12 protein-coding genes are annotated in these 13,021 nt (G+C 52.7%); 10 read left to right on the top strand and 2 right to left on the bottom strand.

Annotation, left to right across the window (positions count from 1 at the left end; translation table 11 throughout):
• The first annotated feature begins 27 nt into the window (after window positions 1-27).
• Window positions 28-1,599: a galactarate dehydratase gene (garD, locus tag EGY08_RS18320; protein WP_049113443.1), complete on the top strand. Its 1,572-nt coding sequence runs from the start codon at window positions 28-30 to the stop codon at window positions 1,597-1,599.
• Between the two features lie 59 nt (window positions 1,600-1,658).
• Here garD and EGY08_RS18315 read toward each other — a convergent pair whose 3' ends face one another.
• The gene (locus EGY08_RS18315; RefSeq protein ID WP_004125543.1) at window positions 1,659-2,468 is read right to left on the bottom strand and encodes a DeoR family transcriptional regulator; all 810 of its coding nucleotides are present in this window, start codon (window positions 2,466-2,468) and stop codon (window positions 1,659-1,661) included.
• A 268-nt stretch (window positions 2,469-2,736) separates the two neighbouring features.
• Between EGY08_RS18315 and kbaZ the strand changes: the two genes are divergently transcribed.
• From kbaZ to EGY08_RS18270, 9 genes are all read left to right on the top strand, one after another.
• On the top strand, window positions 2,737-4,005 hold the full coding sequence (kbaZ, locus tag EGY08_RS18310) for a tagatose-bisphosphate aldolase subunit KbaZ (RefSeq protein WP_235891271.1): 1,269 nt from the start codon (window positions 2,737-2,739) through the stop codon (window positions 4,003-4,005).
• A 26-nt stretch (window positions 4,006-4,031) separates the two neighbouring features.
• Entirely contained in the window at window positions 4,032-4,505 is a 474-nt protein-coding gene (agaV, locus tag EGY08_RS18305; RefSeq protein ID WP_004125548.1) for a PTS N-acetylgalactosamine transporter subunit IIB, read from the top strand.
• Window positions 4,506-4,515: 10 nt separating this feature from the next.
• Window positions 4,516-5,295 carry a PTS N-acetylgalactosamine transporter subunit IIC gene (gene agaW / locus EGY08_RS18300; RefSeq protein ID WP_123828729.1) on the top strand — a complete coding sequence of 260 codons (780 nt, stop codon included), beginning with the start codon at window positions 4,516-4,518 and terminating at the stop codon, window positions 5,293-5,295.
• Window positions 5,285-6,163, top strand: coding sequence for a PTS N-acetylgalactosamine transporter subunit IID (agaE, locus tag EGY08_RS18295; protein ID WP_004125554.1), 879 nt, complete (start codon window positions 5,285-5,287; stop codon window positions 6,161-6,163). The genes agaW and agaE overlap by 11 nt, the downstream gene beginning before the upstream one ends.
• Window positions 6,164-6,180: 17 nt before the next feature.
• The gene (agaF, locus tag EGY08_RS18290; protein ID WP_004125557.1) at window positions 6,181-6,615 is read left to right on the top strand and encodes a PTS galactosamine/N-acetylgalactosamine transporter subunit IIA; all 435 of its coding nucleotides are present in this window, start codon (window positions 6,181-6,183) and stop codon (window positions 6,613-6,615) included.
• The gene (gene nagA, locus EGY08_RS18285; RefSeq protein WP_004125560.1) at window positions 6,612-7,745 is read left to right on the top strand and encodes an N-acetylglucosamine-6-phosphate deacetylase; all 1,134 of its coding nucleotides are present in this window, start codon (window positions 6,612-6,614) and stop codon (window positions 7,743-7,745) included. Before agaF ends, nagA begins: the two co-directional genes overlap by 4 nt.
• A 304-nt stretch (window positions 7,746-8,049) precedes the next feature.
• Window positions 8,050-9,204: an AgaS family sugar isomerase gene (locus tag EGY08_RS18280; protein ID WP_004125564.1), complete on the top strand. Its 1,155-nt coding sequence runs from the start codon at window positions 8,050-8,052 to the stop codon at window positions 9,202-9,204.
• 12 nt (window positions 9,205-9,216) lie between these two features.
• Window positions 9,217-10,089: a tagatose-bisphosphate aldolase subunit KbaY gene (kbaY, locus tag EGY08_RS18275; RefSeq protein WP_004125566.1), complete on the top strand. Its 873-nt coding sequence runs from the start codon at window positions 9,217-9,219 to the stop codon at window positions 10,087-10,089.
• 99 nt (window positions 10,090-10,188) lie between these two features.
• Window positions 10,189-12,078 carry an enterotoxin gene (locus EGY08_RS18270; RefSeq protein ID WP_123828728.1) on the top strand — a complete coding sequence of 630 codons (1,890 nt, stop codon included), beginning with the start codon at window positions 10,189-10,191 and terminating at the stop codon, window positions 12,076-12,078.
• A 34-nt stretch (window positions 12,079-12,112) separates the two neighbouring features.
• Here the strand turns inward: EGY08_RS18270 and rsmI are convergent, their stop codons facing one another.
• On the bottom strand, window positions 12,113-12,973 hold the full coding sequence (gene rsmI, locus EGY08_RS18265) for a 16S rRNA (cytidine(1402)-2'-O)-methyltransferase (RefSeq protein ID WP_123828727.1): 861 nt from the start codon (window positions 12,971-12,973) through the stop codon (window positions 12,113-12,115).
• Window positions 12,974-13,021: the final 48 nt, after the last annotated feature.

Raw genomic sequence — 13,021 nt, 5'->3', positions numbered from 1 at the left:
TCGCACCTTGCTGGAGAATACTGGACAATGGCTGACATTGAAATTAGACAAGAATCGCCAACGGCGTTTTATATAAAAGTACACGAAACGGATAACGTGGCGATTATTGTTAACGATCGAGGTTTAACGGCCGGAACGCGTTTCCCTGACGGGCTCACGCTGGTTGAACATATCCCGCAAGGCCATAAAGTCGCGCTGGTCGATATTCCCGTCCACGGTGAAATCATCCGCTATGGCGAAGTGATTGGCTATGCGGTACGCGATATCCCGCAGGGCAGCTGGATTGACGAATCACTGGTCGAACTACCGAAAGCGCCGCCGCTGCATACCTTACCGCTGGCGACCAAAGTCCCGGCGCCGCTGCCGCCGCTGGAAGGCTATACCTTCGAAGGCTATCGCAACGCCGACGGTAGCGTGGGCACCAAAAACCTGCTCGGCATTAGCACCAGCGTGCACTGCGTGGCGGGCGTCGTCGATTATGTGGTGAAAGTCATCGAACGCGATCTGCTGCCGAAGTATCCCAACGTCGATGGTGTTGTGGGTCTGAACCACCTGTATGGCTGCGGCGTGGCGATTAACGCCCCGGCGGCGGTTGTCCCGATCCGTACCATTCATAACCTGGCGCTCAATCCAAACTTCGGCGGCGAAGTGATGGTAATTGGCCTCGGCTGCGAAAAACTGCAGCCGGAGCGTCTGCTGGAAGGTACCGATGATGTGAAAAGCATCCCCGTGGATAGCGCCAGCATCGTCAGCCTGCAAGACGAAAAGCACGTCGGTTTTAAATCGATGGTCGACGATATTCTGCGAGTTGCCGAGCGTCATCTGGAGAAGCTAAACCAGCGCCAACGTGAAACCTGCCCGGCCTCCGAGCTGGTGGTCGGTATGCAGTGCGGCGGCAGCGATGCGTTTTCTGGCGTAACCGCCAATCCGGCAGTGGGCTACGCATCCGATCTGCTGGTGCGCTGCGGGGCGACCGTTATGTTCTCGGAAGTCACCGAAGTACGCGATGCAATCCATCTGCTGACGCCACGCGCCGTCAACGAAGAAGTGGGCAAACGTCTGCTGGAAGAGATGGCCTGGTATGACAACTATCTCGATATGGGCAAAACCGACCGCAGCGCCAACCCCTCCCCGGGCAATAAGAAAGGCGGCCTGGCGAACGTCGTAGAGAAAGCGCTGGGTTCTATCGCCAAGTCCGGGAAAAGCGCGATTGCCGAAGTGCTCTCTCCGGGGCAGCGCCCGACCAAACGCGGTCTGATTTACGCCGCGACGCCGGCTAGCGACTTTGTCTGCGGTACTCAGCAGGTGGCATCCGGGATCACCGTGCAGGTGTTTACTACCGGTCGCGGTACGCCGTATGGCCTGGTCGCCGTGCCGGTCATTAAAATGGCGACACGAACCGAGCTGGCAAACCGCTGGTACGACTTAATGGATATCAACGCGGGAACCATCGCCACCGGGGAAGAGACCATCGAAGAGGTGGGTCTGAAGCTGTTTGAGTTTATTCTTGATGTCGCCAGCGGCCGCAAGAAGACCTTCTCGGATCAGTGGGGATTGCACAATCAGCTGGCGGTGTTTAACCCGGCGCCAGTGACGTGATAATCCTTAGCAGAAAAGCCGGTCGGCGGTGAATGAGCATCGCCCCGGCGTATCAATATTTACGCATTCACCAGAATGACTTCAACGCCGCTCTTACGCAGCCCCTCCAGGCTTTCTGGCGGGATACCATCATCAACGATGATGGTATCGATCCGCTGAGTGTCGACGATCTTATGCAAGCTGGAACGGTTGAATTTTGTCGAGTCGGTGACCACGATAATGCGCTCCGCAACCTCACACATCCGACGATTTAGTCTGGCCTCGTCTTCATTATGGGTGCTGACGCCCCGCTCCAGATCGATCGCATCAACACCGAGAAACAGCATATCGAAGTGGTAATTTTGCAACGACTGTTCTGCCTGGTCGCCATAGAACGAAAGCGATTGACGGCGCAAGTGCCCACCGGTCATCAACAGCTCAACACCATCCGCTTCAAGTAATGCATTAGCAACATTCATACCGTTGGTCATAGCAATAACATCAGTATGCTCGCGCAGCAGACGGGCGATCTCATATGTCGTGGTACCGGAATCGAGAATAACGCGATGCCCCGGCCCGATCAGCGCAACAGCAGCTCCGGCGATACGCCGTTTTATCGCCGTATTCAGCGAGCTTTTATCCTCAACAGAAGGCTCTCCGCCGGGGATATTACTGTCGCAAATCAGTGCACCACCATAAGCCCGAACGGCGATCCCCTGCTTTTCTAGAAACGCAAGATCGTTTCGGATCGTCACCGTAGAAACGCCGAACAATTCAGAAAGATCGTTCACCTGCACGCTTCCATGCTGCCGCAACCGCTGGATGATCTGCTCACGTCTTTCGCTGGTACCGGGTACCCGCTTATCTGCAGAATGGTCTGTGTTGCTCATAAGAAATCCTTTAACTAATTCTTTCGTTTTATTTCGTTTTCCTTATTAAGGCCTTTCTTTTACCCGAATGCAAGCCCCGCGATAGGTATCTCAGCCCACAAACTCGCCGCAAAACACTTTCATTATATTTCTTTTGTGAAACAGATCGGAAAACCATTATCTTTCGTTTTATTTTTATAACACCATAATGCAGTATAAAATGAAACAAAACGAAAGATAATCATCATAACCATCCAACCTGGAGAGGAAAGTGAAACATCTGACGACTATGGTGGAACAGCATAAACGGGGGAAAGCAAACGGTATATATGCCGTTTGTTCGGCGCATCCACTGGTTCTGGAGTCTGCAATACGCTACGCACATGCTAACCGAACTCCTCTGCTAATCGAGGCAACCTCCAATCAGGTTGATCAGTTTGGCGGTTATACGGGAATGACCCCAGCTGATTTTCGCCACTTTGTCTGCCAACTGGCCAACTCGCTTGATTTCCCCGAAGAGCAGTTAATTCTGGGCGGCGACCATCTCGGCCCAAATCGTTGGCAGCATCTGCCAGCGGAGCAGGCGATGGCCAATGCTGACGGTTTGATCAAAAGCTACGTGGCTTCTGGATTTAAAAAAATCCATCTTGATTGCAGCATGTCCTGTCTGGGCGATCCGGTTCCGCTAACCGATGCTATCGTCGCGGAACGTGCTGCACGTCTGGCAAAGATTGCCGAGGAAACCTGCGTGGAGCAGTTCGGCGAATCGGATCTCGTCTACGTCATTGGCACCGAAGTGCCTGTGCCAGGCGGTGCCCACGAAACATTAGCCGAGCTAGAGGTCACTACACCCGATGCGGCACGCGCCACGCTGAAAGCCCATCGCCATGCGTTTGAAAAACTGGGTCTGGATGCCATCTGGTCCCGCATCATTGCCCTGGTTGTGCAACCCGGCGTCGAGTTCGATCATACGCACATCATAGATTATCAACCGCAAAAAGCCGTCGCTCTGAGCAAAATGGTTGAAGCTTACGACACGTTGGTATTCGAAGCACACTCCACGGATTACCAGACGCCGCAATCTTTGCGCCAGCTAGTGAAAGATCACTTCGCCATTCTGAAAGTTGGTCCGGCGTTGACTTTCGCCCTGCGCGAAGCGCTGTTCTCGCTAGCAGCCATTGAGGAGGAGCTGTTGCCGGCCAAAGCCTGCTCTGGCCTGCGTCACGTACTTGAGAGCGTAATGCTCGATCGCCCGGAATACTGGCAAAGCCACTATCACGGCGATGGCAACGCACGTCGTCTGGCCCGCGGCTACAGCTATTCCGATCGCGTTCGTTATTACTGGCCTGACAGCCAGATTGATGACGCATTCGAAAGATTGGTTCGCAATCTGGCGGGTGAGCCAATCCCGCTACCGCTTATCAGCCAGTATTTACCTTTGCAGTACGTAAAAGTACGCGAGGGAGATCTCAGTGCCACGCCGCGGGAACTCATCATGAGCCACATTCAGGACATACTGCAGCAGTACCATGCCGCCTGTCAGGGCGTTACTCCATAACGGATAACAACTAAGAGGAAAACGCTATGCCAAATATCGTACTTAGCCGTATCGACGAAAGACTCATTCATGGTCAGGTCGGCGTACAGTGGGTCGGATTTGCGGGGGCAAACCTGGTACTGGTTGCCAATGACGAAGTAGCGGAAGACACCGTGCAGCAGAACTTGATGGAAATGGTTCTGGCTGAAGGGATTGCCGTACGTTTCTGGTCGCTGCAGAAAGCGATCGATAACATTCATCGCGCTGCCGATCGGCAGAAAATTTTGCTGGTATGCAGGACACCGACTGATTTTCTCAAGCTGGTTGAAGGCGGCGTACCCGTCACACGCATCAACGTGGGAAACATGCATTACGCCGAAGGTAAAAAACAAATTGCCAAAACGGTTTCTGTCGACGCGAACGATATCTCTGCGTTTAACGGTCTGAAAGCAGCAGGAGTGGAATGCTTCGTTCAGGGCGTTCCAACAGAACCTGCTTTGGATCTCTTTAAACTACTTTGAGGGATTCACAATGGAAATTAGTCTGTTGCAGGCTTTTGCATTAGGTATTCTCGCCTTTATTGCTGGCCTCGATATGTTCAACGGGTTAACGCACATGCACCGTCCAGTAGTGCTTGGGCCGCTGGTTGGTCTGATTCTGGGCGATCTGCATACCGGTATTTTAACCGGTGGCACGCTGGAACTGGTGTGGATGGGTCTGGCGCCACTAGCTGGCGCTCAGCCGCCAAACGTCATTATTGGCACCATCGTAGGCACAACTTTCGCCATAACCACCGGCGTTAAGCCCGATGTCGCCGTAGGTGTCGCCGTACCGTTTGCCGTCGCCGTACAAATGGGCATTACCTTCCTGTTCTCCGTCATGTCCGGCGTGATGTCCCGCTGCGATCGCATGGCTGCAAATGCGGATACCGCGGGTATTGAACGAGTTAACTATCTGGCGTTGCTGGCGTTAGGTATTTTCTATTTCCTCTGCGCTTTCCTGCCGATTTACTTCGGAGCGGAACACGCGAAAACCGCCATTGATGTTCTGCCTGAGCGCCTGATTGACGGTCTGGGCGTTGCAGGCGGCATCATGCCAGCCATCGGTTTTGCCGTACTGCTGAAGATCATGATGAAAAACGTCTACATCCCTTACTTCATCATCGGTTTCGTTGCCGCGGCCTGGCTCAAGCTTCCGGTTCTGGCTATCGCCGCGGCCGCGCTGGCAATGGCGCTGATCGATCTGCTGCATAAATCTCCCGAACCGACTAAACCAGCGGCACAGAAAGAGGAATTCGAAGATGGCATCTAACCAACATACCTTGTCGAATACGACTGAAAATGAAGAAACGCTGCTCACCGGGGTGAATGAAAACGTCTATGAAGATCAGAATATTGGCGCCGATCTCACTAAAAAAGACATTAACCGCGTGGCCTGGCGTTCCATGCTGCTGCAGGCTTCTTTTAACTATGAGCGTATGCAGGCATCTGGTTGGCTATACGGTCTGCTACCCGCGTTGAAAAAGATCCATACCAACAAACGCGATTTGGCCCGAGCCATGAAAGGCCATATGGGATTTTTTAATACCCATCCTTTCCTGGTGACGTTTGTTATTGGCATCATTCTGGCAATGGAACGCTCCAAGCAGGATGTCAACAGCATCCAAAGCACCAAAATCGCCGTTGGCGCACCGCTCGGTGGGATTGGCGATGCCATGTTCTGGCTGACGCTGTTGCCGATCTGCGGCGGGATAGGAGCCAGCCTGGCGCTGCAAGGCTCTATCCTTGGCGCAATAGTCTTTATCGTGTTGTTTAACGTCGTCCATCTCGGTCTACGCTTTGGTCTTGCTCACTATGCATATCGAATGGGCGTCGCAGCAATTCCGCTTATCAAAGCGAACACAAAGAAAGTGGGTCATGCGGCGTCAATCGTAGGGATGACGGTCATTGGGGCGCTGGTAGCAACCTATGTTCGCCTGAATACGACGCTCGAAATCAAAGCCGGCGATGCGGTGGTTAAACTGCAGGCCGACGTTATTGATAAATTGATGCCCGCATTTTTGCCGCTGGTCTATACCCTGACCATGTACTGGCTGGTACGCAGAGGCTGGAGTCCGCTGCGCCTTATTGGCATCACCGTGGTTCTGGGCGTCGTCGGTAAATTCTGTCACTTCCTGTAAAGCAAAAGAGGTCAGAGATGTTAGGTATCATTTTGACGGGGCATGGCGGATTTGCCAGCGGCATGGAAAAAGCGATGAAGCAGATCCTCGGCGAGCAGTCTCACTTTATCGCTATCGATTTTCCTGAGACTTCCACCACCGCTCTGCTTACCTCGCAGCTTGAGCAGGCTGTTGGAGAACTGGACGGCGAAGAAGGCCTCATATTCCTGACCGACCTGCTCGGCGGGACGCCATTCCGCGTTGCATCAACACTGGCGATGCAAAAAACCGGTCGTGAAGTGATTACCGGCACCAACCTGCAGCTACTGCTGGAAATGGTGCTGGATCGCGATGAACTCAGCGGCGAAGCGTTTCGCATACAGGCCCTGGAGTGTGGGCACCGTGGCTTGACCAGTCTGGTGGACGAGCTAGGACGCTGTCGCGAAGAGAGCACCGCCGAGGAAGGGATATGACACAAATTCTGCGCGCCAGACGTCTGCTGACGGAACAAGGCTGGCTGGACGATCATCAACTGCGTATTGAAGAGGGTGTCATTACGGCAATAGAGCCTATCTCCATGGGAACCATGCTCCGTGATGCTGAGCTACTCGCTCCCGCTTACATCGATACTCACGTCCACGGTGGCGCCGGGGTCGATGTGATGGACGATGCTCCGGATGTACTTGATAAACTAGCCATGCACAAAGCACGTGAAGGGGTTGCCGGCTGGCTCCCCACCACCGTTACGGCTCCGTTAGAGACGATACACCGAGTGCTGGCGCGTATAGCGCAACGCTGCTATTCCGGAGGTCCCGGAGCGCAGGTGCTGGGAAGCTATCTGGAAGGTCCTTATTTTACGCCGCAGAACAAAGGCGCTCATCCTGCGGAATGGTTCCGCGAACTGGATCTCGTAGAACTGGATGAAATGATAGCCATTTCTCGCGATACCCTGCGCGTGGTTGCGCTGGCACCGGAAAAAACCGGAGCACTTCAGGCGATTAACCATCTGAAGCATCGAGGTCTGCGGGTAATGTTGGGGCATAGCGCGGCGACCAGCGAGCAAACCCGGAGCGCTTTTGATGCCGGTGCGGACGGGCTGGTGCATTGCTATAACGGTATGACGGGATTACACCATAGGGAACCGGGCATGGTTGGCGCAGGGTTAACCGACGCACGTGCATGGCTGGAACTTATCGCCGACGGACACCACGTTCACCCCACTGCCATGAAGCTATGCTGCTGCTGCGCGCAAGAGCGGATAGTACTAATTACCGATGCTATGCAGGCCGCGGGAATGCCTGACGGGAGCTATACCTTATGCGGCCAAAAGGTAGAGATGCGTGGTGGTATTGTGCGGACCGCTTCCGGTAGTCTGGCGGGCAGTACGCTTTCGGTAGATACGGCGGTTCGTAATATGGTCGAACTCACCGGTATTTCCCCTGAGAATGCTATCCATATGGCTTCACTACACCCAGCCCGTCTGCTGGGAATCGACCATCAGTTAGGTTCGCTAAAGGCCGGTAAACGCGCCAGCGCCATCGCCCTCAACGGTGGACTGCATTTACAAGGGATATGGATTCAGGGCCAGGTTTTCCCTCTATAGCCCTTCATTAAACGTCATAGTGGCCTTCGACTTACGATCGCAAGGCCTTTACTTTCTTTTCCTTTCGTAAAACAAAACTCTCACGTTGCTTTCATGGGATTTATTATCCATTTATCAATTACATATATAAAACCGTCGCTCCCTCGATCACAAATTTCGTTTTATTTCATTTTGCATCATTGAACTTTCGATTTCTTTCCTATAAATTTTAATCAATCGATCACATGAACAAGTGAAACAAAACGAAAGATAGCGACAATTTGCCAGCGTCTGATGTGGAGTTCACAAGATAAGGACTTACGTTATGTCAGAAATTTATACCCCTGCTGCCGCGGCGACCGGAACCTGGACAGAAGAAGAGATCCGTCAGCAGCCTGTCTGTTGGATGCACTCACTGAAAAACATCGACAGTATTCGTCCGGCGATCGACAACTTTCTCACGCCACTGCTGCGTAAAAACGATCTGCGGATCATCCTGACCGGAGCTGGCACTTCGGCATTTATCGGCGAAATCATCGCTCCATGGCTTGCTAATCACAGCGCCAAAAACATTAGCGCGGTACCAACTACCGATCTGGTTACCAATCCGATGGATTACCTGAACCCGGCGCATCCGCTACTGCTGGTCTCCTTCGCCCGTTCCGGCAACAGCCCGGAGAGCGTAGCCGCCGTTGAGCTGGCAAACCAGTTCGTCCCGGAGTGCTATCACCTTTCAATTACCTGCAACGAAGCGGGTAGCCTTTATCAAAACGCTCTTGAGAACGGGAATGCCTTTGCGCTATTGATGCCAGCAGAAACGCACGATCGCGGCTTTGCGATGACCAGCAGTATTACCACAATGATGGCCAGCTGCCTGGCGGCCTTTGCGCCAGAAGTTATTAACAGCCAGACATTCCGCGATGTGGCCGATCGCTGCCACGCAATACTGACCTCACTCGGCGATTTCAGCCACGGCGTATTTGGCAGCGAGCCCTGGAAGCGGATCGTTTATCTCGGCAGCGGTGGGTTACAGGGCGCTGCGCGTGAATCGGCGTTAAAGGTCCTGGAGCTAACGGCGGGTAAGCTGGCAGCGTTCTATGACTCACCGACCGGTTTCCGCCATGGACCAAAATCACTGGTCGATAACGAAACGCTGGTTGTGGTGTATATATCTAGCCACCCTTACACCCGCCAATACGATCTCGACCTGCTGGCAGAACTACGGCGCGATCGGCAGGCCTTACGTGTGGTGGCCATCGCCGCGGAGAGCGATGCCGTTATTGAAGCTGGCCCACATATCCTTCTGCCGCCAGCGCGTCACTTCGTTGATGTAGAACTGGCCTTCTGCTTCCTGATGTACGCCCAGGTATTCGCCCTTACGCAGTCGATCGCCGTAGGAAATACGCCGGATACCCCCTCCGCCAGCGGCACGGTTAACCGCGTAGTGCAGGGCGTCGTTATTCATCCATGGCTGGCTTAAGAGGATCCGATCATGAGCATTATTTCTACCAAGTATCTCCTGCAGGATGCCCAGGCAAAAGGCTACGCGGTACCCGCGTTCAACATCCATAACGCCGAAACGATCCAGGCGATTCTGGAAGTGTGCAGCGAAATGCAATCACCCGTGATCCTCGCCGGAACCCCGGGTACTTTTAAGCATATTGCGCTGGAGGAGATCTACGCGCTATGCCGCGCCTACTCCACCAGTTTCGGCATTCCGCTGGCTCTGCATCTCGATCACCATGAATCGCTGGAAGATATTCGCCGGAAAGTGGACGCAGGCGTACGCAGCGCCATGATCGACGGCAGCCACTTCCCGTTTGAAGAGAATGTGAAACTAGTAAAATCGGTGGTGGATTTTTGCCATGCCCGCGACTGTAGCGTAGAAGCAGAACTCGGACGCCTGGGTGGAGTAGAAGACGACATGAGTGTGGATGCGGAAAGCGCGTTTTTGACCGATCCGCAAGAAGCCAAACGTTTTATTGAGCTAACGGGCGTAGATAGCCTGGCCGTAGCGATTGGTACTGCTCATGGCCTTTACACCAAAAAACCCAAAATCGACTTCCAGCGTCTGGCGGAAATCCGTGAAGTGGTGGATATTCCGCTGGTACTCCATGGCGCAAGCGATGTGCCTGATGAGTATGTTCGCCGCACCATCGAACTGGGTGTGTGCAAAGTCAATGTCGCTACTGAACTGAAAATCGCCTTTGCTGCTGCGGTGAAAAAATGGTTTGCCGAAAACCCGCAAGGTAACGATCCGCGTTATTACATGCGCGTTGGCATGAACGCGATGAAAGAGGTGGTACGCAGTAAGATCGCCGTATGCGGGTCGGCCAACCGCCTTTTACAAATCGCCGAAGCCTGAGTGTAGCCAGCCCCCAGCACCTCCCCCTTACCAAAGCGTTAACCCAATGGAGGCTAACGCTGCTTACCTCTGAAAAAAACGAAAACAAGGACTTTTCTCATGAAAAAAATGCTCAATGTTTCGTTACTGGCTCTGCTTATTTCCAACGGGGCTTTCGCCGCCCAATATGCACTGGATAGCGAATACCTTGCCGTTTCATTTAACGATGCGAATTCTGTGATGGCGCTTAAAGACGTTAAATCACAGCATCAGCTTTCACCCGAAGAGCTTTTCTTTCTTACTCTTCCGGATGAAACGGTCATTCACGCCGCTGACTTTAAAATAAAGCATGTGGATAAGAAAGATAACACCATTATCATTGATTATGCTCATCCGGATTTTAACGTCGAGGTAAAACTGAATCTGGTTAAAGATAAATACGCCAGCATTGATTATACGATTACCGCCCTCGGGAAGGCGCAAGAGGTCTCGAAAATCACGTTTTTCCCCACCAGAAAACAGTCACAAGCCCCGTGGGTAGAAGGTTCAATAAATAGCTCGCCGATTATTGCTGATTCATTTTTTATATTGCCGAATAAACCTGTAGTGAACACCTGGGCTTATGAAGCAACCACCAATCTTAATGTTGAACTAAAAACACCTTTACAGCCAGGCACCGCCGTTAGCTATACCACCTGGTTCGGTACATTCCCGGAAATCAATCAGCTACGCCGAAGCGTCAACCAGTTTATCGATGCGGTTCGCCCGCGGCCCTATAAGCCCTATCTGCACTACAACAGCTGGATGGATATTGGATTCTTTACCACCTATACCGAACCCGAAGTGCTACAGCGTATGGATGAATGGAATAAGGAATTCATTACCGGACGCGGTGTAATGCTGGATGCCTTCCTGTTAGATGATGGCTGGGATGATCGGACCGGAAGATGGTTATTTGGCCCGGCTTTTAGCAACGGATTCAGTAAGGTAAGAGAAAAAGCCGATAGTTTGCATAGTTCAATCGGACTCTGGCTTTCTCCCTGGGGCGGATATAACAAGCCGCGGGATATTCGCGTATCCCATGCTAAAGAATATGGCTTCGAAACCGTCGATGGAAAATTTGCGCTCTCCGGCCCTAACTATTTTAAAAACTTTAATGCACAGGTTATTAATCTAATTAAAAAAGAGCATATCACTTCATTTAAACTGGATGGTATGGGGAACGCAAATTCACATATTAAAGGTAGTGAGTTCGCATCTGACTTCGATGCGTCAATTGCCCTACTTCATAATATGCGTAGCGCCAACCCAAATCAGTTTATTAATTTAACCACCGGGACCAACGCCAGCCCCTCATGGCTGTTCTATGCTGACGCTATCTGGCGTCAGGGTGATGACATTAATCTCTACGGTCCCGGCACGCCAGTACAGCAATGGATGACTTATCGGGATGCAGAAACCTGGCGCTCTATCGTACGAAAAGGTCCACTATTTCCACTTAACTCACTGATGTACCACGGCATAGTTAGCGCTGAAAACGCCTATTACGGCCTTGAGAAGGTACAAACGGATAGCGACTTTGCCGATCAAGTATGGAGCTATTTCGCTACCGGCACCCAGCTACAAGAGCTTTACATCACACCGTCCATGCTCAATAAAGCGAAATGGGATATCCTGGCGCAGGCGGCAAAATGGTCCCGCGCTAACGCCAATATATTAGTCGATACCCACTGGGTGGGCGGCGATCCGACTGCGCTGGAAGTGTATGGTTGGGCATCCTGGAGCAAAGAAAAAGCTATCCTGGGGATACGTAACCCATCGGATAAACCGCAGCAATACTATCTCGATCTGACGAAAGCATTTGAGCTTCCGCATGGGGCAACCTCAAACTTCACGTTAAAAAGCATCTACGGGAGCAATTCGACATTCCCTGATAAATACCAGGCCCCAATTGTCGTCACGTTGCAGCCATTACAGATGCTTGTATTCGAAGCAACCCCCGCTAAATAAGGTATTGGCCCGGGCAATCGCCCGGGCATTCTGCTTACCCCTGCTGCTCCAGGGCATACTTATACAGGGCGTTTTTCTTCACGCCGTGGATTTCCGCGGCCAGAGCGGCCGCTTTTTTTAGCGGCAGCTCGGCCTGCAGCAGGGCCAGGGTACGCAGCGCTACCGCCGGCAGCGCCTCTTCCTGCGCTTTAAAACCTTCTACGATCAGCACCATCTCGCCTTTACGGCGATTTTCGTCCTCTTTCACCCATGCCAGCAGCTCGCCAATTGGCGCCCCGTGAATCGATTCCCAGGTTTTGGTCAGCTCGCGCGCCAGCACCACGTAGCGGGACTCGCCCAGCACGATACAAATATCTTCCAGGCTTTCCAGCAGGCGGTGGGTGGATTCATAAAAAATAATCGTCCGCGGTTCTTCTTCCAGCGCCTTCAGCGTATCGCGACGCCCTTTGGATTTGGCGGGCAAAAAGCCTTCATAGCAGAAACGATCCGAAGGCAGGCCGGCTGCGCTTAGCGCCGCAATCGCCGCACAGGGTCCGGGCAGCGGCACCACGCGGATATTGGCCTCGCGGCAGGTGCGCACCAGATGATAGCCGGGATCATTAATCAGCGGCGTTCCGGCGTCGGAAACCAGCGCGATGTTTTGCCCCGCTTTAAGCTTCGCGACCAGCGTTTCCGCCTTTTGCTGCTCATTGTGGTCATGAAGCGCGAATAATCGGGCGTTGATCGCAAAATGCTGCAGCAGCAAACCGGTATGACGGGTATCTTCCGCCGCAACTAAATCAACGGCTTGCAGCACTTCCAGCGCGCGCTGCGTGATATCAGACAGATTCCCTATCGGAGTGGGTACAATAAAGAGCTGTCCCTGAGAATTATCTGCTGATTCGTGTTGTTTCATTGTCTCGTCCGTATTGCCGAATTAATATTGAGCATTGAGCCAAAAAAA

It is taken from the genome of Klebsiella sp. FDAARGOS_511 (assembly GCF_003812845.1).
GTDB classification, from domain to species: domain Bacteria; phylum Pseudomonadota; class Gammaproteobacteria; order Enterobacterales; family Enterobacteriaceae; genus Klebsiella; species Klebsiella grimontii.
Note: the sequence above shows the minus strand (reverse complement) of the source record. Positions and strands in the feature narration are given on the sequence as shown.

What these genes read in the sequence shown, in the direction of transcription:
- garD (WP_049113443.1), top strand. Translation starts at nt 28, where the DNA reads ATGGCTGACATTGAAATTAGACAAGAATCGCCAACGGCGTTTTATATA.
- EGY08_RS18315 (WP_004125543.1), bottom strand. Translation starts at nt 2,468, where the DNA reads ATGAGCAACACAGACCATTCTGCAGATAAGCGGGTACCCGGTACCAGC.
- kbaZ (WP_235891271.1), top strand. Translation starts at nt 2,737, where the DNA reads ATGGTGGAACAGCATAAACGGGGGAAAGCAAACGGTATATATGCCGTT.
- agaV (WP_004125548.1), top strand. Translation starts at nt 4,032, where the DNA reads ATGCCAAATATCGTACTTAGCCGTATCGACGAAAGACTCATTCATGGT.
- agaW (WP_123828729.1), top strand. Translation starts at nt 4,516, where the DNA reads ATGGAAATTAGTCTGTTGCAGGCTTTTGCATTAGGTATTCTCGCCTTT.
- agaE (WP_004125554.1), top strand. Translation starts at nt 5,285, where the DNA reads ATGGCATCTAACCAACATACCTTGTCGAATACGACTGAAAATGAAGAA.
- agaF (WP_004125557.1), top strand. Translation starts at nt 6,181, where the DNA reads ATGTTAGGTATCATTTTGACGGGGCATGGCGGATTTGCCAGCGGCATG.
- nagA (WP_004125560.1), top strand. Translation starts at nt 6,612, where the DNA reads ATGACACAAATTCTGCGCGCCAGACGTCTGCTGACGGAACAAGGCTGG.
- EGY08_RS18280 (WP_004125564.1), top strand. Translation starts at nt 8,050, where the DNA reads ATGTCAGAAATTTATACCCCTGCTGCCGCGGCGACCGGAACCTGGACA.
- kbaY (WP_004125566.1), top strand. Translation starts at nt 9,217, where the DNA reads ATGAGCATTATTTCTACCAAGTATCTCCTGCAGGATGCCCAGGCAAAA.
- EGY08_RS18270 (WP_123828728.1), top strand. Translation starts at nt 10,189, where the DNA reads ATGAAAAAAATGCTCAATGTTTCGTTACTGGCTCTGCTTATTTCCAAC.
- rsmI (WP_123828727.1), bottom strand. Translation starts at nt 12,973, where the DNA reads ATGAAACAACACGAATCAGCAGATAATTCTCAGGGACAGCTCTTTATT.